24 protein-coding genes are annotated in these 24,227 nt (G+C 71.5%); 11 read left to right on the plus strand and 13 right to left on the minus strand.

Annotation, left to right across the window (positions count from 1 at the left end):
• Positions 1 to 21 precede the first annotated feature (21 nt).
• The 3 genes from ACF1A5_RS07985 to ACF1A5_RS07995 all read right to left on the minus strand — a co-directional run bounded on the left by ACF1A5_RS07985 (position 22) and on the right by ACF1A5_RS07995 (position 2,556).
• Positions 22 to 666, minus strand: coding sequence for a protein-L-isoaspartate(D-aspartate) O-methyltransferase (locus ACF1A5_RS07985; protein WP_392191980.1), 645 nt, complete (start codon positions 664 to 666; stop codon positions 22 to 24).
• Between the two features lie 18 nt (positions 667 to 684).
• Positions 685 to 1,119 (minus strand): archease, encoded by a 435-nt coding sequence (locus ACF1A5_RS07990; protein ID WP_392191981.1) that lies wholly within the window; start codon positions 1,117 to 1,119, stop codon positions 685 to 687.
• A 108-nt stretch (positions 1,120 to 1,227) separates the two neighbouring features.
• Positions 1,228 to 2,556 (minus strand): cytochrome P450, encoded by a 1,329-nt coding sequence (locus tag ACF1A5_RS07995; RefSeq protein WP_392191982.1) that lies wholly within the window; start codon positions 2,554 to 2,556, stop codon positions 1,228 to 1,230.
• A 129-nt stretch (positions 2,557 to 2,685) separates the two neighbouring features.
• Here ACF1A5_RS07995 and ACF1A5_RS08000 point away from each other — a divergent pair, with 129 nt between their 5' ends.
• Positions 2,686 to 3,954 carry an FAD-dependent oxidoreductase gene (locus ACF1A5_RS08000; protein WP_392191983.1) on the plus strand — a complete coding sequence of 423 codons (1,269 nt, stop codon included), beginning with the start codon at positions 2,686 to 2,688 and terminating at the stop codon, positions 3,952 to 3,954.
• 95 nt (positions 3,955 to 4,049) lie between these two features.
• On the opposite strand, the gene ACF1A5_RS08005 is transcribed toward ACF1A5_RS08000, so the two are convergent.
• The 4 genes from ACF1A5_RS08005 to ACF1A5_RS08020 form a co-directional block, all read right to left on the minus strand.
• The gene (locus ACF1A5_RS08005) at positions 4,050 to 4,856 is read right to left on the minus strand and encodes an SGNH/GDSL hydrolase family protein (protein ID WP_392191984.1); all 807 of its coding nucleotides are present in this window, start codon (positions 4,854 to 4,856) and stop codon (positions 4,050 to 4,052) included.
• Positions 4,857 to 5,154: 298 nt separating this feature from the next.
• A complete protein-coding gene (locus ACF1A5_RS08010) occupies positions 5,155 to 7,911 on the minus strand; it encodes an alkaline phosphatase family protein (protein ID WP_392191985.1) in 2,757 nt (918 codons plus the stop codon).
• Between the two features lie 4 nt (positions 7,912 to 7,915).
• Positions 7,916 to 9,286, minus strand: coding sequence for an ABC transporter permease (locus ACF1A5_RS08015; RefSeq protein ID WP_392191986.1), 1,371 nt, complete (start codon positions 9,284 to 9,286; stop codon positions 7,916 to 7,918).
• Positions 9,283 to 10,224, minus strand: a complete 942-nt coding sequence (locus tag ACF1A5_RS08020; RefSeq protein ID WP_392191987.1) for an ABC transporter ATP-binding protein — start codon at positions 10,222 to 10,224, stop codon at positions 9,283 to 9,285. Before ACF1A5_RS08020 ends, ACF1A5_RS08015 begins: the two co-directional genes overlap by 4 nt.
• 605 nt (positions 10,225 to 10,829) lie before the next feature.
• On the opposite strand from ACF1A5_RS08020, the gene ACF1A5_RS08025 reads away from it, so the two are divergent.
• Entirely contained in the window at positions 10,830 to 11,297 is a 468-nt protein-coding gene (locus ACF1A5_RS08025; RefSeq protein WP_392191988.1) for a hypothetical protein, read from the plus strand.
• A 247-nt stretch (positions 11,298 to 11,544) separates the two neighbouring features.
• Here the strand turns inward: ACF1A5_RS08025 and ACF1A5_RS08030 are convergent, their stop codons facing one another.
• Positions 11,545 to 12,237 (minus strand): ATP-binding protein, encoded by a 693-nt coding sequence (locus tag ACF1A5_RS08030; protein WP_392191989.1) that lies wholly within the window; start codon positions 12,235 to 12,237, stop codon positions 11,545 to 11,547.
• A gap of 83 nt (positions 12,238 to 12,320) precedes the next feature.
• Positions 12,321 to 13,088, minus strand: a complete 768-nt coding sequence (locus ACF1A5_RS08035; RefSeq protein WP_392191990.1) for a TetR/AcrR family transcriptional regulator — start codon at positions 13,086 to 13,088, stop codon at positions 12,321 to 12,323.
• A 93-nt stretch (positions 13,089 to 13,181) separates the two neighbouring features.
• Between ACF1A5_RS08035 and ACF1A5_RS08040 the strand changes: the two genes are divergently transcribed.
• From ACF1A5_RS08040 to ACF1A5_RS08065, 6 genes are all read left to right on the plus strand, one after another.
• Entirely contained in the window at positions 13,182 to 13,571 is a 390-nt protein-coding gene (locus ACF1A5_RS08040; protein ID WP_392191991.1) for a VOC family protein, read from the plus strand.
• A gap of 17 nt (positions 13,572 to 13,588) precedes the next feature.
• A complete protein-coding gene (locus tag ACF1A5_RS08045) occupies positions 13,589 to 13,834 on the plus strand; it encodes a GH36 C-terminal domain-containing protein (RefSeq protein ID WP_392191992.1) in 246 nt (81 codons plus the stop codon).
• A 108-nt stretch (positions 13,835 to 13,942) separates the two neighbouring features.
• Positions 13,943 to 14,863 (plus strand): NADP-dependent oxidoreductase, encoded by a 921-nt coding sequence (locus ACF1A5_RS08050; RefSeq protein ID WP_392191993.1) that lies wholly within the window; start codon positions 13,943 to 13,945, stop codon positions 14,861 to 14,863.
• Between the two features lie 320 nt (positions 14,864 to 15,183).
• Positions 15,184 to 15,696 (plus strand): GNAT family N-acetyltransferase, encoded by a 513-nt coding sequence (locus tag ACF1A5_RS08055; protein ID WP_392191994.1) that lies wholly within the window; start codon positions 15,184 to 15,186, stop codon positions 15,694 to 15,696.
• 110 nt (positions 15,697 to 15,806) lie between these two features.
• Positions 15,807 to 16,247: a GNAT family N-acetyltransferase gene (locus ACF1A5_RS08060; RefSeq protein WP_392191995.1), complete on the plus strand. Its 441-nt coding sequence runs from the start codon at positions 15,807 to 15,809 to the stop codon at positions 16,245 to 16,247.
• Between the two features lie 144 nt (positions 16,248 to 16,391).
• Positions 16,392 to 16,769 carry a VOC family protein gene (locus ACF1A5_RS08065; protein ID WP_392191996.1) on the plus strand — a complete coding sequence of 126 codons (378 nt, stop codon included), beginning with the start codon at positions 16,392 to 16,394 and terminating at the stop codon, positions 16,767 to 16,769.
• 91 nt (positions 16,770 to 16,860) lie between these two features.
• Here ACF1A5_RS08065 and ACF1A5_RS08070 read toward each other — a convergent pair whose 3' ends face one another.
• Positions 16,861 to 17,283: a GNAT family N-acetyltransferase gene (locus tag ACF1A5_RS08070; protein ID WP_392191997.1), complete on the minus strand. Its 423-nt coding sequence runs from the start codon at positions 17,281 to 17,283 to the stop codon at positions 16,861 to 16,863.
• A gap of 435 nt (positions 17,284 to 17,718) precedes the next feature.
• Between ACF1A5_RS08070 and ACF1A5_RS08075 the strand changes: the two genes are divergently transcribed.
• From ACF1A5_RS08075 to ACF1A5_RS08085, 3 genes are all read left to right on the plus strand, one after another.
• Entirely contained in the window at positions 17,719 to 19,530 is a 1,812-nt protein-coding gene (locus ACF1A5_RS08075; protein ID WP_392191998.1) for a DUF2207 family protein, read from the plus strand.
• A 286-nt stretch (positions 19,531 to 19,816) separates the two neighbouring features.
• Complete coding sequence (locus ACF1A5_RS08080; protein ID WP_392191999.1) at positions 19,817 to 19,978, plus strand: hypothetical protein; 162 nt, start codon at positions 19,817 to 19,819, stop codon at positions 19,976 to 19,978.
• 195 nt (positions 19,979 to 20,173) lie between these two features.
• Entirely contained in the window at positions 20,174 to 20,911 is a 738-nt protein-coding gene (locus tag ACF1A5_RS08085; RefSeq protein ID WP_392192000.1) for a VOC family protein, read from the plus strand.
• Between the two features lie 226 nt (positions 20,912 to 21,137).
• Here ACF1A5_RS08085 and ACF1A5_RS08090 read toward each other — a convergent pair whose 3' ends face one another.
• From ACF1A5_RS08090 to ACF1A5_RS08100, 3 genes are all read right to left on the minus strand, one after another.
• Positions 21,138 to 22,067: an SDR family oxidoreductase gene (locus ACF1A5_RS08090; protein WP_392192001.1), complete on the minus strand. Its 930-nt coding sequence runs from the start codon at positions 22,065 to 22,067 to the stop codon at positions 21,138 to 21,140.
• Positions 22,068 to 22,312: 245 nt separating this feature from the next.
• The gene (locus tag ACF1A5_RS08095) at positions 22,313 to 23,458 is read right to left on the minus strand and encodes an RNA polymerase sigma factor (RefSeq protein WP_392192104.1); all 1,146 of its coding nucleotides are present in this window, start codon (positions 23,456 to 23,458) and stop codon (positions 22,313 to 22,315) included.
• Positions 23,455 to 23,874, minus strand: a complete 420-nt coding sequence (locus ACF1A5_RS08100; RefSeq protein WP_356183513.1) for a YciI family protein — start codon at positions 23,872 to 23,874, stop codon at positions 23,455 to 23,457. The genes ACF1A5_RS08095 and ACF1A5_RS08100 overlap by 4 nt, the downstream gene beginning before the upstream one ends.
• Between the last annotated feature and the right edge of the window lie 353 nt (positions 23,875 to 24,227).

Genomic DNA, 24,227 nt, shown 5'->3' on the forward strand with positions numbered 1-24,227 from the left:
GGCCCCGCCCCGGAGAAGGACTCAGGAGGAGAACCCGTACCGCCCCTGCAGGCGGACGAAGTACGCGAGCGTGAGGACGCGTCGCTGCTCCAGCCCGGCCGGGGTACGCAGGTAGGACACGACCTGCTCCCGGCCACCCGGCCCGATGGGCTGCACCAGGCGACCGCCGACCCGCAGTTGCTCGACCAGGGGCGCGGGAACCTCCGGGAACGCGGCGGAGACGACGACCGCGTCGTACGGCGCGCGGTCCGGCACACCCCCGCTGCCGTCCCCGACGCGCAGCTCGACCTCGCGGACGCCCTGCCGGTCGAGGTTGCGCCGCGCCTGATCCGCGATGTCCGGGTACATCTCGATGGTCACGACATCGGCGGCCAGGCGGGCGAGCAGCGCGGTCTGGAAACCGAGGCCGGTGCCGATCTCCAGCACGTGCTCGTCCCCGTCCAGTTCGAGGCCCTCGATCATCGTCGCCGAGAGCGAGGGCTGCGTGGTCACCTGCCCGTGCCCGATGGGAAGCGGGACGTCACGGTAGGCGCGCGTCTGCTGGTCGGCGGGCACGAATGCCGCCCGGGGCGTGGCGCGTACGGCCTCCAGCAGGCGTTCGTCGCCGATCCCGGCCGCTCGCACGGCCCGTACGAGATCCTCCGGTGAGGGCGCGGCTTCGGTCATGTTCGCTGCTTTCCGTGCTCATACGTCGAGCGTCACCGAACAGGTCCAGCCCTCCGGTCCCCGGGTGAAGGCCAGCTCGTGCAGCGTGACCGCTTTCGGCGCGGCCCCCGTCACCGGAAGCGACCCGGCGTCGGCCATCCGCAGACTGCCACTGACGCCGCCGGTGACCGGCGTCAGTTCCACCCCCACGGGGACCTCGTCCTCGGTGTCGAGCCAGTACACGACCTCTTCCAGCAGCGCCACCAGCACATCCTCGTCCCTGTCGGCCCGCACCACGACGTCCCGCCGGCGGACTTCAGCTGCCCCGGTCAGGTCCAGGAACGACTCACAGACCCCCCGCACCGCCTGCGCCAGGCACTCCTCTCGCGTCGGGGCCCATGCCTCCAGGCGCAGGTCCGCGGTGTGCGGAACACTGCGATGCCCGGCGCGCCGCGCGGCCGTCTCCGGCTTCATCCCACCGCTGCTTTCCCCTCACGGATCCGTGTGAACGGTCCGAGCCGTCCGTGCCTCCATCGTCGCCCCGCCTGCACGGTCACGCGCGACGGGCCCCGCCGGGTTTCCTCAGGTGCGGGGGTGTGCGTCGCCGCGGGCCGGAGTGGAGCCGGTGATGCCCGCCGTCCCGGTCGCCGTGGACGCCGAGACGACCGCCGCAGTTGCCCCATGGCGTCGCGGGTGCGCCGGGGCGAACGTGACCGGCAGGTGTTCGGGGCCCCGCAGACCGCCCGCCCGCCAGCTCAGTTCGCCGGGCGGCACGGCCAGCCGGAGGCCGGGCAGGCGGCGCAGGGCGGTGCCGATGGCGATCTGGCCCTCCAGCCGGGCCAGCGGTGCCCCCAGGCAGTAGTGGACGCCGTGCCCGAAGGCGAGGTGCGCGTTGCTCTCCCGGGTGATGTCCAGGCGGTCGGGGTCGGGGAACTGCGCCGGGTCGCGGTCGGCGATGGCGGAGGCGACCAGCACGGTCGCTCCTCGCGGGATGGTCACTCCGCCGATGGTCACGTCCTCGCGCGCGAACCGGGCGATGCCGGGATTGACCGGGCCGTCGTAGCGCAGGAACTCCTCGACGGCACCGGGCAGCAGCCCCGGATCGTCCCGCAGCCGTCGCAACTGGTCGGGGTGGGCGAGCAGCGCCACGAGGGCGTTCCCGATGAGGTTGACCGTGGTGATGTATCCGGCCACCAGCAGCAGGAAGGCCATGGCGACCAGCTCCTCCTCGTCCAGCCGGTTCTCCTCGTCCCGAGCGGTGATCAGGGCGCTGAGCAGGTCGTCCTGCGGCCGGGCTCGCTTCGTGCCGAGCAGCGCGGTCAGGTACGAGCGCATCTGCCGCCAGGCATGCTCGATCCGGGCCGGGTCCGGCGGCTCCGCTCCCTGGACGACCATCTCGGTGGTCCACCGGTGGAACGCGTGCCGGTCGGCGACGGGCACGCCGAGCAGTTCGCCGATCACGGTGACGGGCAGCTGCAGCGCGAAGCTCTCGACGAGATCTGCCCGGCCGGCGGGCAGGATCGCGTCGAGCAGCCCGTCGGTGATCTCCTGGATGCGCGGCCGCAGCTCGCCCACCCTGCGCGCGGTGAACGCCTTGGACACCAGCCGGCGCAGGCGGGTGTGGTCGGGCGGGTCGCAGCGGAGCATGGTGCGCAGCATCGACTCGCGGTCCGTGGCGGGGAGCCGCTCCAGGAGCCGGGTGTCCGACGCCTCGCGGACGTCACTGCTCAGCCTCGGATCGGAAAGGGCCGCGAGATTGTCCTCGTACCGGGTCACCAGCCACGCCTCGAGGCCGCCCGCGATCACGGCGCGCCGAACCGGGCCCTCCTCCCGCAGCTGCCGGTAGAACGGGAACGGATCCGCCAGAAAGGCCGGGTCGGCGTAGGGCAGGAGGATCGGCTGCCGGTTCATCGTGCCTCCCGGGAGCATCGTGGGCACGGACACGCGCTGTCCACTTTGAGGGTATATGGCGCGGGAGTGCGGGGCGCGGACGGAACGGCGGGAACGGATGGAACCGGCGGAACGGACGGAAGGGCTGCGATGGAACGGACAGCGGGGCCGACCACGGAACCGACGGCGGAACGCACGACGTGCTGCTTGGTGGGCGGCGGGCCGGCCGGGATGGTCCTCGGTCTGCTGCTCGCGCGGGCCGGCGTGGAGGTCACCGTCCTGGAGAAGCACGGTGACTTCCTGCGCGACTTCCGCGGCGACACGGTGCATCCCTCGACCCTGACGCTCCTGGACGACCTCGGTCTGGCCGAGCGCTTCGCGCGTCTGCCGCAGCGCAGGGTGACCACCGTGCGGCTGCCGCTCGGCCCGGACGGTTCGCTGGTCACCGTCTCCGACATCAGCGCGCTGCCCGGCCCGTACAACTACGTGGCGATGGTGCCGCAGTGGGACCTGCTGGACCTCCTCGCCGACGAGGCCCGGCAGGAGCCGTCCTTCTCCCTGCGGATGGGCACCGAGGCGACATCGTTCCTGGTGGAACGCGGAAGGGTCACCGGCGTGCGCCACCGCACGGCGGACGGCCGCACCGGCGAACTGCGGGCCACCCTCACCGTGGCCTGCGACGGACGCTGGTCGCTGGCCCGCTCGCGGCCCGAGCTGCGGCTGCGGCGGTTCGCGTGCCCCATGGACGCCTGGTGGTTCCGGCTCCCGCGGCGGGCGGGCGACCCGCACGGGCTGGTGGGAGGGACCGGCGACCGGATCGTCACCGCCATGATCGACCGCGGGGACTACTGGCAGTGCGCCGCGCTGATCCCCAAGGGCACGGACGCCGAGCGCCGCGCCGCCGGTCTCGAGCGGTTCATGGCCGATTTCTCGGCCGCCGTGCCCTGGCTGGCGGACCGGGCGCACGCACTGCGCTCCTGGGACGAGGTGAAGATGCTCGACGTGCGGCTCGACCGCCTCCGGCGCTGGCATCGCCCGGGACTGCTGTGCATCGGCGACGCGGCACACGCGATGTCGCCGGTGTTCGGCATCGGCATCAACCTCGCCGTCGAGGACGCCGTGGCCGCCGCCCGGTATCTCGTCGAACCGCTGCGCAGGGGCGAGGTCGGCCTGCGGGACGTACGCCGCGTCGAGCGGCGCCGGTGGCCGACGGCCGCGCTGACGCAGGCCTTGCAGCGCGTCGCCCACGCGCGGGTCATCGCGCCCGTGCTCGCCGGCCGCCCGGCCGTCGGCGACACCGGGCGGGCGCAGCGGATGAGCGAACTGCTCACCACCGCGCCCTGGCTGAAGCTGGTGCCGGCGTACTTCATCGGTTACGGCGCGCGGCGCGAGCGCCCACCCGCCCAGTCGCTGCGGTGAGTTGGACGCGCGGGCCCGAACGGGCCCGCCCCGGCACGGCACGACGTACGGCCCCCCCCCCTGGCCACGGTGACCGTCAGGGGCTGGGGCCGGTCTCAGGCCGCGGTGGTGAGGACGGGCAGGTAGCCGTGGGACTGCCCGAGGGGCGTCGGGTGGTACGACTCGTTGGGGGCGAGCAGGTTGACGCTGCGCATCCAGGGACTGCCGGAGCAGATCTCGTGGTCGCTGAAGGCGCCCCTGACATCGGCGAAGGTGAAGCCGTGACGGGCGGCGCGCCGGTGGATGACGCTGTCGAGGTGGTCGACGGCGTCGTCGATGGCGGCCCGGTCCGAGTCCGTGAGGCCCGCCGTGCAGAGGCCGTTGAGCTTGTACAGGTACGGGTAGCCGAGGACCACCACGTGGGCGGCCGGGGCCCTGTCCGAGATGGCTGTGTAGAGGCGGTCCAGGTCGGGCGGGAGGGTCTCGTCCATGTACGCGTTCGCGTCGGCGACGGCCGTCCGGCAGGCACTGCTGCCCAGGAGCACGCAGGTCGTCATGACGCGGCCGAAGCCGGCGTCGCTGCCGCCGACGGTGAGGGTGACCAGCGTGGTGCCGGCGCCGAGCGGCCCGAGCTGGTCGGTGAGGACGTCAGTGGCGCGAGCGCCGTCGCAGGCGGTGAAGCCGAACGACGAGGGCGCGTGCTCCGCGGCCCACAGCGCGGGATACGCGTGGCTGCTGCGCAGGCAGTTCCCGCTGGAGCCGAGGTAGGCGCCGGCGCCGACCCCGGCGGAGTAGGAGTCGCCCAGCGCCACGTACCCGGCGCCCTCGGAGCGCGGCACGGCCTGCGCCGGCGCGGCAGCGGTGAGGCCTCCGGAGACGAGGAGGGCCGCAGCGGCCCATGACGCGATTCGGGACTGTCTCATACCTTTCCCTTAGCACGGCCCGTGCCGCCCGACCGCGCGGCCGTCCGCCACCCGCGCGGCCGCCTTGCGCCGCGCCGGGAGATCTGACCGTCCCGGACGGCAAGGGGCGGGGGAGGGGTTGGCCGGGACCCCGATGTCGCGGGCCGTTCCGTTTCTCCCCGGCGGACGTCACCCGGAAGGCCGTCACCCGAACGGCGGTGCGCGTCCGGTCACGGCCGGCGTCTTCGGCAGCGCCCGCACAGGAGCCCCCGGCCGGTCACGACACCGTCCAGGGGCTCCGCGAGGCGGTCGGCCTACGTCAGCCGTCGGACTCCGGCGACGGGAGGTAGGCGCCCGGCACGTCCTCCGGCGCGAAGATCTTGTTCTCGCCGGGGTACGGCTTCCTCCACCCGTGCGTCTCGTACCACGTGAAGTGGTTCATCTGCGCGGGGTTCGCGAAGTCGGGCACGGCGTTCGGCCCGGTCAGCCGCTGCTTGGACTTCCACCGCTCCCACGTCGCCGCGAGCGGCTTCATGTCCGCCGGCACCGTCGCCGACGGCGCGGCCGCGGCGTGGGGGTCCTGGGGCGCGGGTTCGTCCAGGCCGCAGGACGGCGGGGTCTTGAGACCGTCGGTCAGCGAGGTCCGGTTGGGCAGTGCCTCGAACGGCGTGAAGTCCGGGTGCCGGGTGAACGCCGCCCGCATCGGGCTGGCCGCGCTGTCCTTCTGGTTCATCGGGTGGATCCCGAGGATCTGCTCGATGGTCCGGATCAGCGTGATCTGGGTGTAGTAGTGGCTGTCGACGACGCCGTGCCGGGCCCAGGGGCTGATGATCTGGATCGGGGCCCGGTGGCCGTCGACGTGGTCGAGACCGGCCTGGGAGTCGTCCTCGACGACGAAGACGGCCGAGTCCTTCCAGTACTTGCTGTGCGAGATCTTGTCGACGATCCTGCCGGTCGCGAGGTCGTTGTCCGCGACCTGGGCGGCCGCGTTCGCCGGGCCGCCGGTGTGGTCACTGGAGAGCCAGAACATGTTCAGGTTCGCCGGCCCGTTCTTCTCGAAGTCGCGCTTCCAGATCTCGTACCGGTAGACGTCCGGGACGCTGGTGTCGAACTTCGCGAAGCCGTGCACCGACACGTCGTTGAGGGACGGGATCGGCGAGGACGAGTTCAGGGTGTAGGCGGTGTCCTGCCCGGTGGCGTCCATGTTCTTGGCGTCGCAGTACAGGTTCTGCCAGCTCGCGTCCGACGGCTTGGTCAGGAACTGCTGGAACTCGCCGAAGTTCCGTACGGACTTGCCGGCCGCCTGAGCGCCGGTCCAGAGGAAGCCGGTCCGCTGGTGGCCGAGGGCGTCGTCCTCCGTGTCGTAACTGCGCGCGTACTCACCGGCCGAGGACTCCGTGTACTCCGGATTGTCCGCCTGCATCAGCCAGTTGTGGCCCTCGGCGGAGTTCGTGCCGATGTCGTACGTGTTGTCGTACAGCCCGAACTGCTCCGCCAAGGCGTGCTGGTTCGGCGTCACGTTCTCGCCGAACTGTGCCAGCGACGGGTCGCCGTCGCCTTCCGGAACGTCACCGAAGACCTGGTCGTAGGTCCGGTTCTCCTTGACGATCATGAAGACGTGCTTGATCGTCGAGGAGCCCCCGAGCCGCAGCGGGACCGGTGCCGGCCTCGTGTCGCCCTTGCCCCGGGCCGTCGTGACCGAGCCGCCGTGCCAGCCGTTCTGCCGGAAGACCTTGGCCGTCTCGGACCTGATGACCTGGTCGTCCGGCAGCTTGAACCGCTGCACGCTCGACGTCGTGTCGTGGGTGCCGTGCCCGGCGCCGGTGGTGGTGCGGCGGGCGTCGATGCCACGGGTGTTGGAGATGACGACCTCGTCGCCGACGGTGGCGACCTCCGCGGGGAAGTAGTCCGTCGGAAGCAGACCGACGTAGCCTACCGGCTCCTGCGGGCTGGTGTACCGGTAGACCGCGACCGCGTTGGCGCGGCCGAGCGTGACCAGCAGACGGCCGTCGTCGGTGAGCGTCACCGCGTCGGGCTCGTAGCCCACCGACGCCTCCGGCCAGGGCTGGGTGGCGATGGTCTGCACGACCTTGTCACGGTGGGTGTCGATCACCGAGACGTCGTTGGTGGCGGTGTTGGTGACGAACAGCGCGCCCTTCCTGGCGTACAGGGCGGTCGGGTGCAGACCGACGTCGATGGCGCCGGGGGCGGCATCGGGGTGCGCCAGGTCGATGACGCTGACGGTGCCGGTGGTGGTGGCCGCGGTCTTCGGGTCGGCCGGCACCTGGGTGCCGTAGGAGTTGAGGGTGGTGTCGCCGGGCTCCGCCGGACGCCCGCCCTCGTTGCTGACGTAGAGCTTGGTGCCGACCTCGACCATGTCACGCGGGGCGTTGCCCACGGCCCAGCTCCGCTCGACGGCCCCGCTGGCGGCGTCGATGGCGACCACCCGGTTCTGGCCGTTGACCGCGGAGTACACGGTGGAACCGTCGGGGGAGAACACCGGCTCGCCCACCAGCGCGTGCCGGGGACCGTCGGCCGGGATCCGGATGAACGCCGGGTCGGTGACGCTGCCGTCGGCCTTCACGGCGAACCTGGTGTAGCCGTCGGTCTGGCCCAGCCACAGCTGCGAACCGTCGGGGGAGTACGTCGGGCCCTCCTGGCCCACGCTGTTGCCGCTGATGCGCGGGCTGGACGCCGCGGAGGAGCCGACGAGCTGCTGCACCTTCCAGTTCTTCAGGTCGACGACGGCCAGGGCGCTCCCGCCGTCGGTGAGCGAGGCGGCGAGATGGGTGCCGTCCGGGCTGACCGAGGACGACATGATCTTGCCGTTGTCGACGACGAGGCGGTCGCCGTACGGGGCGATGTACTGGTCGCTGGAGACGACCTGGCCCTGGTCGGTGATCTGGCCGACCTGGTCGGTGCCGAACTGGTGCGTCTGGGCGAAGGCGGCGCCGGCGGCGACGACGCCGAGAGCGGTGATGCCCGCCGTCACCAGGGGTATCCGGCGGCCGACGCGTCTGCCCAGGAAGCGGAGGTGGCCCTCCTCGGCACGTCGTCGGCGGCGTGTTACCTGCATGGAGTCATCCCTTCGGGGTGGGGAGCAGGTCGACGTTGCCGTCGAACTGCCAGAGCGGGTTCGGTGCGTCGCCCGCCGGGGTGCGCACCAGGAAGTAGCCGTTCACTTCCTTCGGCCCGTCGCCGTCGGCCACGAACCGCCCGTCTGCGGTGACGTCGAGCTGGTAGACGGCCGTCCCCACGGCCTCGACGCCGGGGAGATGCCAGGAGACGACGCAGCGCCAGTCGTTGCCGGGCCCGTCGGGGGAGATCCGGCCGACGCCCTTGGTGCAGGCCGCCGTCGCCCGCAGCCGCGCCTCGGTGACGTCGGGGCGGTTGAGCTGTTTCGTCTGCAGGCGGTAGAGGTGGGCGAACGCCGTGGCGACCGACCGCTGCACCTTGTCCTGGCCGATGCCGGAGCCCATGGACGGGGTCGCCAGGGCGATGACCGTGACCGTGAGGGCGAGCAGCACGGCCGGCGGGAGGAGCCCGAAGACGATTGCGCGGCGCCCCGCGCCGTCGTGGGCCGGGTTGGTGAAGTCGCGTCGCAGAAAGAGCAGATGAGCGAGGGCGGTCGCGAGCACGGCCCACACCAGGCTGACTACGATGCCGATGAGCAGCGGACCGGCCTGGACGGGGTCGGTGAAGAGGCCGTTCCAGGCGACGAAGGCGTAGTCGGGCAGGGAGAGGCGGACGGCGACGGGCAGCGGCAGCATCTGGGCGATCTGCATCGCGAGCGCGACCAGTGCGGGCAGCAGCAGTCCCATGGGGGACCGGCCCAGCGCGACCGATCCGAGTAGCCCGATCGCGGCGAGGGCCAGGGTCGGGGCGAGCACACAGACCCAGGCCGTCAGAACCTTCACGGCGGCGTCGCCCGGCGACAGCAGCTCGCCGTCGAGTCCGGCCAGCGGCCGGTCGCCGACCGTCAGGAGCCCGCCGACCGTGCTGGAACAGCCCAGCCCGGCCACGAGCAGCAGGACGACGGTGAGACCGGCCAGCGTCTTCGCCGCGAAGATCCGCCGCGGCGAGCGGACCGCCACCAGCAGGTGGCGCCAGGTGCCGAGCCGGTCCTCGGACGCGAACACGTCGCCGGCGACGATCGAGGTGATCAGCGGGAGCGCCCAGGTGCCGGAGAAACCGAGCAGCACCAGCGGTCCGGCCCACCCGGTGGCGTGCATCCAGCGGCCGAAGAGGGTGTCGGTGGGGAGCGTGCTCTGCCGGCTCACCGCGGCGACGAAGAGCCCCGGCGCGGTCCAGCCGGCAAGGACCAGCAGGCGGATCCGCCACTGCGAGACCAACTTGACCAGCTCGAAGCGGTAGGCGCGCGCCACCGGCACGCGAACGCGGGGTGCTTCGGCGGCAACAGCCCGGTCATCGAGGGTGGTCGTCGCGGTCATCGGTCGGCCTCCTGGGACTCGGTGAGGGCGAGGAACGCGGCCTCCAGCGGCGACACCACCGGGGCGAGCTCGCGCACCGCGATGCCCGCGTGCACGAGCCGCACCACCAGTTCGTCGAGAGCGGGCACCGGCGCGCGCACCACCAGCCCCTCGCCGTCGTGCCGCGGGGCGGCGTCCTCGACGACACGGATCCCGGCCGTGTCGAGAGCCGTCCACCGGGCGGCCCGCGCGTCGGAGGTGACCAGCCGGTAGTCGAGTTCGCGGTTCTCGGCGGCCAGCTTGCTCAGGGGGCCGGAGAAGACGACCCGGCCGGTGGCGATGACCGTGACCTCCGCGCACAGTGCCGCGAGGTCGTCCATGCGGTGACTCGAGAGCACCACGGCGGCCCCGTCTGCCGCGAGCCGGGTGAGGACACCGTGCACATGTCTCTTGCCCGCCGGATCAAGGCCGTTGGAAGGTTCGTCGAGCACGAGCAGCCGGGGCCTGGTGAGCAGGGCGGCGGCGAGCCCGAGCCGCTGCCGCATGCCGAGGGAGAAGCTGCGGACCCGGTCGTCGGCGACACCGGTGAGCCCGACCTCGCCGAGTACGTCGTCGATGTCCGCCGTCCGCGCACCGTGGCCGCGGAGAGCGGCCAGCGCGGCCAGGTTCTGCCGGGCGGTGAGCGAGGGGTACGGGCCGGGCCCGTCCACGAAGCCGGCGACCCCGTCGGGGGCGGCGAGGGCCCGCCCGACCGGGGTCCCCAGGATCTCCAAGTGACCGCCGTCGGCGACGGCCAGACCCAGCAGGAGGCCCAACAGCGTCGTCTTGCCGGCGCCGTTCGGTCCGACCAGGCCGTGGATCTGCCCCTGCGCCACCTCCAGATCGATGCCGTCGAGTGCGACGACCTCGCCGAAACACTTCGTGATCCCACGCGCCCGGAGTGCTGGGAGTGCGTCCATGAGCCCCTTCTTTCGCAACCTCAGCGACCTTAGGGACGGCACACGACGCGGCCGGGGACGGTTGGTTGAACACCCGTGAAACGACAGGCGACCGCATCCGCCGCGCCGCGAGACGAACCCGAAAAAGGCCGCGGCCTTTCCTCATCTGTACTCAACTGCGAGCAATAAGCCAGCAGTTGCGTGCACACCAGTGGAACCGTCACAGCTCCGCGGCGGAGGGGGCGCCGGATTTGCTGCGGCCCGATGCCGACGCGCGGCGGGCCCAGGGCTCTGCGGTGGGGAGAAGGAGGCGCCGTGTGGCCGGGCCAGGCCCTGATAGCGGCTCATGGCGACCGGGATGTGGAGCGACACGCTGGCGAGGAGCGGGTGAGGGTGTGTCAGGAGCTCCACCCATAGGGACTAATGGTATGTCAATCTGCCTAATACTCTTGGCCTTTGCCGTCCGCTTCGCCGTCGGTGAGACGGCCCATAGGTGCGATAAATAACCCGTTTGGCAGCCAGTGAGACGATTATCGGCTTTGCCTTAAATGACATGAGTGGCCGTGATGGTTACGTTCATCCTGTGCCGGCTGAGGAGTCGGCATTCCTGAGACAGGAGAAACGAGATGAAGACCTCCCGTTCCACTGTTGTCACCGCCGCTGTCGCGAGTGCCGCCGCTCTGGTCGCGTCGGGCATCACCTACGCGTCGGCTGCTTCGGTTCCGGCGGTCCAGGTCCAGGCGGCTCCGGCCGCTCCCGCGGCGGCTCCGCTCGACGGTGGCGCCCCGAACAGGGGCAACGACGACTACGACGAGGGCCGCATCCACATCAACGAGCGCTCGTACTCCTCCCACTCGGGTGACTGCATCACCGTGATCAGCGGCCTCGGTGCCAAGACCCTGAACATCTGGAACGACAGCCGCAAGACCGTCGAGGTCTTCCGCGGGGTGGTCTGCGACAACGGCGCTCCCGTCGCCACGGTCGGCCCGCACAGCTCCAGCGACGGTGTGCGCGTGTGGCGCACCAAGGGCGTCTGGGTCAAGAACGGCGTCGTCGGCAGCTTCCGCGTGGTCGACCACGACTGGAAGGACTGACCCCGCAGCGGTCAGGTGACGAGGAAGCCCCGGCCCGCCGGAATCGGGCCGGGGCTTCTTCCTGCACTATGGTCCCGCACTCCCCGTGCGCGGCCGCCGAGGGCGATCAGTCAGCGGTGAACATGGCGGCGTACGGGTCGGGTTCCCAGTGAGCGGATCCAGTCCGGCCACACGTCGACGGAGCTTGTGCGGACCGACACCGCTGATCCTCCTGATCGCGTCGCGCGGGAAGGGGTGCGCCCGCTGGTCACCGACCTGACCGGTCCTCTCCGTCGCGCTGATCGTCGAGGCGGGCAGTCAGATCCGGCCAGTGCTCGGACCACCGCGCCAGATCGTCCGCGGTCAACGACCACCGCGAACGCAGGGCTTCGTCCGGCAGGAAGTGGACGCAGGTCCCCGTGGTCCCGTCGGCCTCGACGGGCTGCAGATCGGACACCGGGACGCCGTGCTCGTAGCGCCGGCTCCAGGATCCGTTGAGACGGCGGTTGGTATGCGTCAGCCACTCGCTGAGCGCTGCGACGACGGACATGCCGCGACGCGGATGTCCGTCCGGAAGCCGCTCCGCCTCCGGGAGGTCGAAGAAGCGAAGATCCTTCGTGGCCATGACCGGCTTCTTCACCACCCGGCCATGCTCGTCGACCCGAGTGTCGGTGCCCCGTCCGTCATCCTTCACCGACACCGAGCCGTCGGTATGCAACGTGACCACACACCGTCCCCCGCCCCGGCTCGCTGCCTCGTCAGCGGCGTAGGCGACGATCTCAAGAACAAGGTGTTCCGGCCCGCCCGGAGCGAACTCTGCGGATCCCTGGCGGATCCGAGCGAGATGGCCCGCGTCCACGATGCCGGCCCAATCGTGCGTGGTGTTGACCCAGGAGGCCCTCGATCCATCCATCCCACAAGTATCCGCCGGGCTCTCGTCGATGAACCGCGCTGCGGTCAAGGACGGGCCGGCCGCCCCCTGGAGACCGTCGTCCGGCCGTCGCCCCGCCTGCACGCACGCGGGGCGACGGAGTCGCACCGACGCTACGGGGCAGGCGTCCTCCCCCGTTGCGCCTCGTCGATCAGAGCGGCGAAGGCGCTGAGGACGCAGCGCAGGCCGAAGGTGTAGGCGTGGTCGGGGTCGTAGGCACTGCCGTGTGCGGCGCCGGCCGCTGCGCCGACGCGGACGGCGGTGGGATAGGAGTCCGGGTCCAGGACGCGTGCCAGCAGGGGGGCGTTCAAGTCCCACCACTGCTGGTCGTTCATGACGCTGTCGTCCTGGGCGGCGCGGGCGCATGCCTGCACGAAGGTGAGCAGATGGGTCAGGCAGGCGTCCATCTCGACGTCGCTCAGGCCGAGGCCGTCGAGCGCGCGAAGTTCGTGCTCGTACTTCGCCATCTGCCCCGGCCCGAGCGGGGGCCTGGCGGTGGAGACGGTGGCGGCCCACGGGTGGCGTTCGAAGAGGGCCCTGTTCTCGTCGGCGACGGCGATGACGCGCTCGCGCCAGGGCCGGCCGCCGGTGTCGGTGCGGGGCATCCGGGCGTAGGCGGCGTCGAGCATGAGGTCGAGGAGTTCGGCCTTGCCGGGGACATAGGTGTACAGGGTCATCGGCACCACGCCGAGTTCCTTGGCGACCTGGCGCATGGTCAGCGCGTCCAGGCCCTCGGCGTCGGCGATGGCGCCGGCGGTTTCGACCACCGCGTCGATGCTCAGCGCGCGTCGCGGTCCGCGGCGGCGGTCGGGGGAGGAGCCGCGCCACAGCAGGTGCAGGGTCCGGGCCGGGTCGCCCGCGCTCGTTCGTTCGGTCGGCACGGGACAATTCTCTCGCACCCTATCTCTGTACTTTGTACAATGTACGCCGTACAGAGAAAAGGGAATCCATCGGTGCAGGGCAGAGGAGCCTCCGTGAAGATCACCAGCAGTGCCGTGTCACTGAACGTCGACGACGTCCCCGCGTCCTCCGCCTTCCTCGTCGAGCACTTCGGCTTCAGCGAGGTGATGGCCGCCGACGGCTTCGCGTCCCTGACGCGCGACGACGCCGGCATGAACGTCGTCTTCCTGCGGCGCGGGCTGGAGACACTCCCGGCGGACCAGCGCCAGGAGCACGCCGCGGGTCTGATCCTCGCCTTCGTGGTCGAGGACCTGGAAGGCGAGCTGGCCCGCCTGCGCTCCGAAGGCGTGGCGATCACCATGCCCCTGACCGACGAGGCCTGGGGCGAGCGGGCCTTCCAGGTGCGCGACCCCAACGGTGTGATCGTGCAACTGGTCGACTGGAACGCGCCCAGCAGCAGCTGAGACCCCCCGGCGCGCCGGTGCCGTCCCGCCCCCTCGGCTGCACACCGGTACTGCGCTTCGCAAACGCCCCCGACGGCGCCCTCAGCCGTCCCGCGCACCCTCCGCTGCGGCTGCGCGGCCTCGACCCGGCGGCCCGCTACCGGGACGACGACACCGGCGCCGAATGGTCCGGGGCCACCCTGACCGGCTACGGCCTGCCGGTTCCGCCCCTGCCGGACGGCGACTGCGCGAGCGCCCTGGTCGGACTGCGCCGGGTGGATTGACTCGGCTCCGCACGCGCACAACCTGGCCGCCATACGCATTGGTGCCTTCACCTCCGAGCACGCGTGTCGGCCGGAGTGCACCGGCCTTCCCGGGAGATCCTGAGAAGCATGAAGGCCATCACGCTCGACAAGTACGGTTCACCCGACGACCTGCGACTCACCGACGTGCCCCACCCGAAGGTTGCGCCCGCGGAGGTGCTGATCCGGGTGAAGGCGGCCGGGGTCAACCCGGTCGACTGGAAGCTCGCCGCCGGATATCTCGACCCGATCATGGAGGTCCGTTTCCCCCTGATCTCCGGCTGGGACGTCGCGGGCGTGGTCGAAGGCGTGGGACTCGACGCCGGCGAGTTCGCCGTGGGGGACGAGGTCTTCGGCTACGTACGCAAGGACTGGGCGCAGAACGGAACGTACGCGGAACTCGTCTCGGCTCCCGTCCGCACCCTGGCCAGGAAGCCCGCGGCCCTGACCTGGGAGCAGTCCGCCGGGGTACCGCTCGCCGGGCTCACCGCCTACCAGACCATCAAGAGGGTCGGCCTCCGCGCGGGGGAGACGCTCCTCGTGCACGCCGCCGCGGGCGGTGTCGGCTCCCAGGCCGTGCAGATCGCCGTCGCGCTCGGGGCCCGCGTGATCGGCACCGCGAGCGAACGCAACCACGCGTTCCTCCGCGAGCTCGGCGCTGAACCGGTCACCTACGGCGACGGCCTGGCCGACCGGGTCCGGCAACTGGCGCCCGAGGGTGTCGACGCGGCCCTCGACTTCGTCGGTGAAGGCGCGGTGGACGTGTCACAACAGCTGCTCAAGAACCGCGAGCGGGTCGCGTCGATCATCGAGGCGGAGGTCGAGGAGAAGGGAGGACACTACGTGTGGGTCCGGCCGAACGCGGCCGACCTCGCGGACCTCGCCGAGCTGGCCGACGCGCGGAAACTCACGGTGCATGTCGAACACGCCCTGCCGCTGGCGGAGGCGGCCGAGGCATGGCGTCTGAGCCAGGCGGGCCACACCCGCGGGAAGATCGTCCTGACGATCTGAGCCGCGAACGCCGCGCACCGGGGCGGAGCGGGCTGCGTCCGGCCGGCCGTGGGCAGCAGGACACGGCCCGCCGTACCGGCCTGGTAAGACCACCACTCGAGGTGCACCGGCTCCCCACTTCAGCCGAGGGTGGACCCGCAGCTCAGGCTGACCACGATCCCCGTGACGGCGGTCTTGTTCTCCAGCAGCATGCGTCAGCCTCCAGGCTCATGGTCGATCGCGATCACACGCGCGAGGGCACCCTACGAGCAGGCACTGACACCGAGGCATTCCTCGCCGTCCTCAAGTGGCCCAAGGGGCCACATGGTTAGAGTGGGGCCGTGCCCGAGCTGAAGCGGCTGCACGCCGGCCATGCCCCGGCGGTCCTGGCGTTCGAGCTGGCGAACCGTGCCTACTTCGCCGCCTCGGTGCCCGACCGCGGCGACGACTTCTTCGACCGGTTCACCGACCGGTACAGCGCCCTGCTGGCTGAGCAGGAGGCCGGCATCTGTGCCTTCCATGTGCTCGTTGACGACGACGGCTCGGTGCTGGGCAGGTTCAACCTGGTGAACATCGAGGAGGACACCGCGGAGCTCGGCTACCGGGTGGCGCAGCACGTCACCGGCCGCGGCGTGGCGAGCGCGACCGTCCGCGAGCTGTGCCGGCTGTCGGCGCAGCGGTACGGGCTGCGCACGCTCAAGGCGGCCGCCGCCCGCGAGAATGCCGCGTCCCAGAGGGTGCTGACCAAGGCCGGGTTCGTCCTGATCGGCCCGGCGGACCCTGCTGAACTCGGCGGCAAGCCCGGCGACTGGTATCGGCGCGATCTGGTGACCGGTCGCCGGCGTTCGAGCTGACGAGTCCACGCGCAACCCCGCACCGCACCGGGCCACTTCGGCGTCACGCTGCAACGTATCGGTGGCCGAACGGGGTTGATACCGGGGGATCACTCGGGTTTCCTGTTCCGATGCCTGATCTTCGTATCCAGCAGCCGGGCGACGACGCCGCGCTCAGGGACTGGCGACACGTCCACAACGTGATCATTTCCACCCACCCTCTTTCCCTGGACGAGGTGCGGGACCGCGCCGCGCGCAACCACCTCGAAGTCGCCTACCTCGGCGACGTGCTCGTGGGCTGCAGCACGGTGCGGCCGCCGGCTGACGACACGTTGACGGCCACAGTGATCGCCCGTGTGCTCCCGCCTCACCGTGGACGGGGCTTCGGTGAGGAGCTCTATGCACGAGGGCTGCACCGGGCGCGACAGCTCGGCGCCAAGGTGATCGAGACGGTGGTCCTGTCCTCCAACGACGACGGACTGCGATTCGCGCTGAAGCACGGATTCGTCGAATCCGAGAGATATCTGTTGCCCGGTGACACTGTCCCCTGGATCGACCTGCGGCTTTCCTGACGCAGGCCCACCCTCGGGCTCGGTGCCTACGCGGCCGACCAGCCACGCCGCCCACGGCGGCATCAAGGCCGGCCCGATGCCACGGCCGGTGCCTAGGCGCGACGCCTCTGGACGGCCGGGCGCCCCTGTGATCGTATTCCGGGCATGACTTCCTTGATCCGTCATCTCACCGTCGACTCCGACAATCCCTATGCGCTGGCGGGTTTTTGGGCCCAGGTCCTGGACGGCTCACTCGCCGATGACGACTTTCCGGGGGATCCGGAAGCCATGGTCACGGCCGCTGCGGCCGTCTTGCTGTTCGTGAAGGTGCCCGACCGCAAGACGGTGAAGAACCGCGTGCATTTCGACCTCCAGCCGCAGGACCGCACCCGGGACGAGGAGGTCGAGCGTCTGCTGTCGCTCGGTGCCACACTTCAGGGCGACCACCGAAGGCCTGACGGCACCGGGTGGGTCACGCTGCACGACCCCGAGGGCAACGAGTTCTGCGTGGAACGCAGCGCGGCGGAGCGGGCGAACACGTGATGCCCTGCCGCTCGGTCGTGCCGATCATCCATGGAGCACCTGGTACTCCAGCCAAAGACGTGAGCACATGGGCGTCAATGCGACGGTCGTGTCAGATCAGTGGCCTGACCCAGCGACTCCATTCCTCATCGACGTGGTAACCGGCAGCGCGCCAGGCATGCTGGCCGAGTTCGTTGTGGTCCAGGACCATCGCATCGGCCCGGCGGCCGCCGAGCGCCACGAAACGTTCGTGCGCGCCGGCGAGCAGGGCGGCCGCGATCCCCTGGCGGCGCTGGTCCGGGTCGACGGCCAGCCGGTACAGATGGCAGCGCCAGCCGTCGTAGCCGGCGATGACCGTACCGACGATCGCTCCGTCCCGTTCGGCTACCAGCACAGCCTCCGGGTCACGGTCGAGCAGTCGGGTGACGCCGTCCTCGTCGTCGGTGATGCTGGTGCCCTCGGCCGACCGGGCCCAGAAGGCGAGCAGGGCGGGAGCCTCGGCGCTGCTCGCGGTACGTATCTTGATCTGGCTCATCGCGACTGTCTACCAAGAGCGGCACCATCGGAGCGGGCAATTTCGGGTGCCGGACGCCGAGTCGGCACCTCCTCGCCCTCGTCCGCGCCGGATCCCGCTTCGAACGAGGACACCTCGTCGAACGCCCCGAAGCTCACGCGGCCTGACACACCTCAACCGTTCCTGTGTCCGTCCCGACGGTTGGTGTTCGGCAACATGCCGGAGTCCGGAGGGGCAGTCATGGCCGAGGACGCGGTCGACCTGATCCGCCTGGAGGGGGACGGCAATGACTGTGCGTGGTCTGACGACGCACACCAACGCCCGGACTTGGTCCGGGAGACCTGGCCCATGACCGAAGACTGAACCGTAGCCAATGATCAGGTTCGTCAGCGTCGTTGGGTCGGGGGCTCGCCACGAGCGATCATGCAGTAGTGGTGTCCAGAGCGGGTGGGGGCTGTGAGCGGCATATCGAAGGTTTCTGTACGGCGGCGCAGACGCGTCGGCATGGTGTGGCTGGTCGTCTCCGCCGCGCTGGTGGGCGTGGTCGCGACGCTGGGCGCGGTGGCCGGGAACACCGAGCGGGTCACCGGGATGTGGGTCAGCGCCGTGATCGACAAGGACGGCAGTGCCCGTATCACCGAGGTGATCGACTACGACTTCGGGGTCGGCGTCAACGCACGGCACGGTATCTACCGTGACATCCCCGGGCTCGGCTACGAGGACGAATCCAGGCCCCGCGTCACCATGGACGGCGGCACGGTGCCGTACGAGGTCACCATCCCCGACGACCGTGACCTGTGGACCGAGGACATCCTGAGCTTGCGCGTGGGCGACCCCCACGACACGGTCACCGGCGTCCACCGCTACTCCGTCCAGTACACGCTCCAGAACGTCGCCCGCGGTGGCAAGCTCGCCTGGGACGCTATCGGCACGGGCTGGAACGTCGATGTCGCCAACGTCCGGGTTCACGTAGTGACGCCGTACGATCTCGCCGGCGCGCGCTGTGTCCAGGGCACCAGGCGTTCCCGGCAGCGCTGCGCGCTCACGGAGCCCGAGCCGGGCCACCTCGTCGTCGACCTCGGCGAGCTCGAAGCGGGCAAGGGCGCCACCCTGTACGCGACCCGCACCGGCGGCACGCTCACCGACAAGGCGGCCACCCCCGTACCGCCCTCGGGCCCGGCGACCGGCAACGACGTGGGCGTCGGCACGCTGGTGCCCGGCCTGCTGGCCGCCGGAATCGCCCTGCTCGCCGCGTTGGTGACAGGACGGGTGATGCGCTTCATGGGGCGCGAACGGGGCACGGCGGACGGCGGGGACGGCAGGGGCAAGCGCGTCGACGTCGAGAAGCTCGGGCGGTCCCTGACGCCGGTCTCGGCCCCTCCGGCCGAACTCACCCCGGCGCAGGGCGGCATCCTGCTCGCCGAATCCGTCCTCCCCCAGCACCAGGTGGCCTGGCTGATGACCACCGCCCTCGACGGCCACCTCGACATCGACGACAATCAGCACCACCCGACGCTGACCCGCCGTACACCCGCCGACGGCGGGGAAGTCGACCCGACGGTCAAGGACGTACTCGACCACGTGTTCCCTGGCCGCGACAGCGTGACGCTGGGCTTGTACGACCCGTGGTTCCAGGAGGGCTGGAACACTCTTCGGAGTCGCTTGGAGGCCTGGCGGCGCGGATCCGGACTGTGGGATCCGGCCGGCACCGAGCGCTGCTTTTGGGCGCAAGTGGGCGGGTGCGTCGCCGCGCTGGTGGGTGTGATCGCCGTCGTCGTCGGGGCCGTACTGAGTGACAACGACGTCGGCCCCGCGTGGTGGATGGTCCTGGCGCCCGGCGCGGTCGCTGCGGGTGGCGGCCTGGCAGGTGCGATCCGCGGCTGGGAGCTGGAGATCCGCTCCCCTCGCGGTACGGCCCTGTGGACCCAGGTGGAGGCGTTCCGGCGCTACCTGTCCGACTCAGCTCCCCATCAGGTGGACGAGGTCGCCGCTGTCGGAAGGGTGGACCTGTACACGGCGTGGGCCGTGGCCCTCGGCGTGAACGACCGCTGGTCGCAGGCGATGTCCGACTCGACGGCCACCCCGACCGCCGGCCGCTCCGCCCGCCGCACGTCCCTCTTCGGCCCGGCCATCGCCGTCGCCCTGGTCAGCTCAGCGGCGGCGTCCGCGAGCTCCCCCTCCTCCGGCGGTGGCAGTTCCGGCGGCGGCAACTCCGGTGGCGGTGGAGTCGGCGGCGGCGCGGGAGGCGGTGGCGGCGGCTCGTGGTGAGCGCCGGGCCGCGGTCCGATGAGCGATGGGCCGGTCCGGGCCGACTCCGGCGTCCACGAACAGGCGAGCACGTCGGTGCTCAACGACGAGGAGCACGCGCGGCGCCACGCGGACCGCAAGATCAAGGATCGGCTCCGCCAAGGCTTCACCGAGGCCGACCCGCCCCGCCACCCGGCGGAAGACGACGGCGAGACACCGGTCCTGGACGTCCTCACCACGGCCAGAGGCCCCTGCGCCCCCGAACCCCGGTACTTGCCGGTCGAAGGCTTCGACCAGGCCTATCGCTGTGGTCTTTCGGTCCGCCGACCTCGAGGCGCTCATGGAGGCGCTGCCGCAGGCGTCCCCGCGGAGCTGGGTGGAGGTGCGGAACTTCCGGGGCGACGTCGAACGCCTCGAACCCGGCACGTCCCCCACCTTCGCCGAGGTGCTGTCCTTCCTGGTCGACTGACACACCAGAGGATCTCGCGTCGAACGACGCCGGGGGAGGGGCAACGCGTTGTCCGCGCGCTTTGCCGGTCCCTCCGGCGGCCGCCGGAAAACTCGGCTGCGGGTGACACGGGCGCGCTCGTAAGCTTTCCGTTCGCGGGGCCGGCGGGGCGCCCTGTGGCAGTGATCAGTCAGCTGATCGGAGATGCACAGGGACATGACTTCCCGACTTTTCGCACTGTGCTTCGATGCGAGTCAACCGCGGCGGCTCGCGCAGTTCTGGTCCGGGGTCCTGGGGTGGGAGACGGTCGACGATCCGCACGACGGCGTCACACTCCTGCCCAGCGACGACACCGGATTCCGCATCCGTTTTTCCCCGACCCGGGAACCGAAGGCCGGCCCGAACCGGATGCACTTCGATCTGACGAGTACGTCCCTGGAGGATCAGCAGCAGACCGTGGCCAGGGCGCTGCGGCTCGGCGCACGGCACATCGACATCGGCCAACGCCCTGAAGAGGGGCACGTGGTGCTCGCCGACCCCGAGGGCAACGAGTTCTGCGTCATCGAGCCGGGCAACAACTTCCTTGCCGACTGCGGCTTCCTCGGAGCCCTGGCCTGCGACGGTTCGCAGGAAGTCGGGTACTTCTGGAGCAAGGCGCTGGGGTGGCCCCTGGTCTGGGACCAGGACCAGGAGACCGCGATCCGCTCGCCGCACGGCGGTCCTAAGATCACATGGGGTGGTCCGCCGGTGGCGCCCAAGACGGGCAAGAACCGGCTGCACTTCGACCTCGTTCCGCCCGCCCCCGGTGAGCGGCAGGCAGAGATCGAGCGTCTGCTCTCCCTCGGAGCGACCCGAATCGACGCCGGGCAGGACAACGCCGGCCAGGACCCGGCCGGCCGGGTCGCGATGGCCGACCCCGACGGCAACGAGTTCTGTCTGCTGACGCCCGCGTAGCGCGGCGACAGGCCACCTGTGGTCGGCCGGGGGCCTGTCGCGGGACCAGCCGGTGGCTGGTCAGTGGCTCGCCGCCGGTTCGCCACTGAGTTTGCCGTGGAGCCGGGCGCTGGGGTCGAGGCCGGTGATCTCGACGGTCTTGCCGCGCTGGGCGTCGGCGAGTGACGACAACGCGGCAGATGTGCGTGCCAGACGCCGCGACCCCGGCAAGATCCGAAAGAGAGGGCTAGCCGCCGGGGCGGGTGGTGGACCGGTAGGAGTCCCAGTCGGCGCGGCCGCCGGCGCCCAGGACGGCGACGTCGGCCGCCAGTTCGCCGCGCGCGTGGGTTCTGAGTTCGCGTCGGGCCGTGTGGGCGACGAGGGTGGGGAAGAGGGGCCGCAGCGGCTGGCACCAGCGCAGCCAGGGGGGTGCGTAGATGTGGTGGGCGCGGTGGGCGATGCCCCGGGTGAGCCACTCGGCGACCTGGTCGGGGGAGTGCACGCGCCGTGCGAAGCGGGGCTGGTTGCGGCGCAGGGCCTTGAGGACGGGGTGGTCGTCGATACCGGCGACCATGTCGGTGCCGGTCCAGTGGAGGTACGCGATACCGACGGTGACCCCGTCGGGTGCGACCTCGCCGCGCACCGCCTGGGCGAAGGATTCGGCGCCGGCTTTGGAGGCGCAGTAGGCGCTCATCATGGGGGCGGAGCCGAAGGCGGCGGTAGAGGCGATCTGGAGGAAGTAGCCGCGGGTGCGGGCCAGTTGCGGCAGGAAGGCTCTGGCGGTGTTGGCGGATCCGGTGAGGTTGACGTCGATGACCCGCTGCCACAGGTCGGCCGGGGTGTGGGTGAAGGGGCCGCCGGCGGCGATGCCCGCATTGGCCACGACCACGCTCGCCGGGCCCAGTTCTTCCTCGACCCGCCGGGCGGCGTTCTCCATCGCTTGACGGTCGGTGACGTCGGCTTCGATGCAGACGCTCCGGTTCGGCAGCAGGGCGGCCGCCCGGCAGAGGGTCTCCTCCTCCCGCCCGAGCAGTGCGACGAGCATGCCGGCATCGGACAGGCGCCGCGCCAGGCCTTCACCGACCCCGCGTGCGGCGCCGGTGACGACCGCGACCCGTCCGCTCAGCAGTGCGCCGGGGGCGGGGCGGCGTGCGCCGGTTCTGTGGGGGTCGCGCATGTCCGTCCTCACTGCTCAGCGGCCGCCGATGACGACCATGAGTCCGTTATGTCCGGAACAAGGTTATGTCCGGGCTGTCTGGTCCGCTCCGGAGGGGGAGGGACGGGAATGCCGGAGGTGATCGCGAGGGGGCCGCGGACCCGGCACCTCGAGCGGCTACCGCGCCCGCCTGTCAGCACTCCAGCCGCGCCGTTCACCACGCCGGGCATCGTGTCGTGTCGTGGGAGCCGTGCTGGCGTGACCGGTCAGCGCCCTCCGCGGGCGTTGAGCCGGGCGGCCTGGCGCGTCAGGTGGTCGCGTTCGGCGAGGTTGGGCGCCTTCCGGGCGGCCTCGGCGTACAGGCGTGCCGCCGTCACGAGGTCGCCGTCGCGTTCGTGGAGGTAGGCGGCCGCCGCGGTGTGGCGGGGCAGCGAGGGGTCCAGCGGTGCGAGCTCCGCCAGCCCGGCACGCGGTCCGTCGGCCTCGCCGACGGCGACCGCGCGGTTGAGCCGGACCACCGGGCTGTCGGTCAGGCCCGCGAGTTCGTCGTACCACTCGACGATCTGGACCCGGTCGGTCTCCTCGGCGGTGGGGGCGTCGGCGTGGAGCGCCGCGATGGCGGCCTGGGCCTGGAACTCGCCGAGCCGGTCCCGGGCGAGGGCCGCCTGCAGGATCGCGACGCCCTCGGCGATCGATTCCGTGTCCCACCGGCCGCGGTCCTGCCCGGCGAGCGGCACCAGGCTGCCGTCGGGCGCGGTACGCGCCGCCCGCCGGGCGTGGTGGAGCAGCATGAGCGCGAGCAGCCCCGCCACTTCGGGGTGGTCGATCACGGCCGCCAGCTGCCGGGTGAGCCGGATGGCCTCGGCGGCGAGGTCGACGTCGCCCGAGTAGCCCTCGTTGAAGACGAGGTAGAGGACGCGCAGCACGGTGGCGACGTCGCCGGGCTGGTCGAACCGGACCCTGGAGACGGTGCGCTTGGCCCGGCTGATGCGCTGCGCCATGGTCGCCTCGGGCACCAGGTAGGCCTCGGCGATCTGCCGGGTGGTCAGCCCGCCCACGGCGCGCAGCGTCAGCGCGACCGCGGACGACGGCGTCAGCGACGGGTGGGCGCACAGGAAGTAGAGCTGGAGCGTGTCGTCCACCGTGGACGCGGGGCCGGGCGCCGGCTCCTGGTCGACGAGGTCCTCACGCCGGCGGCGGGCGGCCTCCGCCCGGGTCGCGTCGAGGAAGCGGCGCCACGCGACGGTGACCAGCCAGCCCTTCGCATCCCGCGGGGGATCGGCCGGCCAGACGCGGATCGCTTCGACGAGCGCGTCCTGCACGGCGTCCTCGGCCGCCGCGAAGTCGGCTCCGCGGCGGACGAGGACGGCGAGCACGCTGGGCGTGAGGCTCCTCAGCAGGGCCTCGTTCACTGGTGAGGGCACTCCGTGATGGTGGGGGGCGCGGCGAGGAAGGGGCGCAGCTCGAGCCACTCGTGGATCGGCTTGCCGCCCGCCCCCGGTGCGGCCGACAGCTCCCCGGCCAGCTCGACGGCCCGCTCGTAGCTGTCGACGTCGATCACCATCCAGCCGGCGATGAGGTCCTTGGTCTCGGCGAACGGACCGTCGGTGACCGGCGGGCGCCCCTCACCGTCGTACCGGACGAACGTCCCCTCGGGGGCGAGCGCCTGGCCGTCGACGAACTCACCGGTCTTCTCGAGCCGCGCCGCGAAGTCGTTCATGTACCGCATGTGCGCCGAGATCTCCTGCGGCGTCCACTGGTCCATCGGCACGTCGTTGACCGCCGCCGGAGCGCCGCGGTAGTGCTTGAGCAGCAGGTACTTCGCCATCGTGCTTCTCCTCGGTGCTGGTGCGACCCATTGTGGCCGCCTTCACCCCAGGGACGGAGCCGGCCACGGGTTCTCGACATCGCCGCCCGATTTTTTTCCCGGACGCCCGTGATTTTTTCCGGACGCCCTTGGAGAGGCGTGGTGAGCCCGTCCCGGGGTCCCGGTTCCGCGGCGCGGCGCCGGGGTGGAACGGCACGGGGACCTCCAGGGCCCCGGGGCCGACGCGCGAGCGCTGTGTCAGGCCCGTAGCCGGAGGGGTGCTCTCCGCGCCAGCCGATCGGGTGCCCCGGCCTTGCCGTGGGAGTGTTTCCCGGCGGCGGGGTACTCGCCACGCGCCCGCCGGGCAAGGCATG

Origin of the sequence: Streptomyces sp. NPDC014864, assembly GCF_043081525.1 — a bacterium.
Classification (GTDB): Bacteria; Actinomycetota; Actinomycetes; order Streptomycetales; family Streptomycetaceae; genus Streptomyces.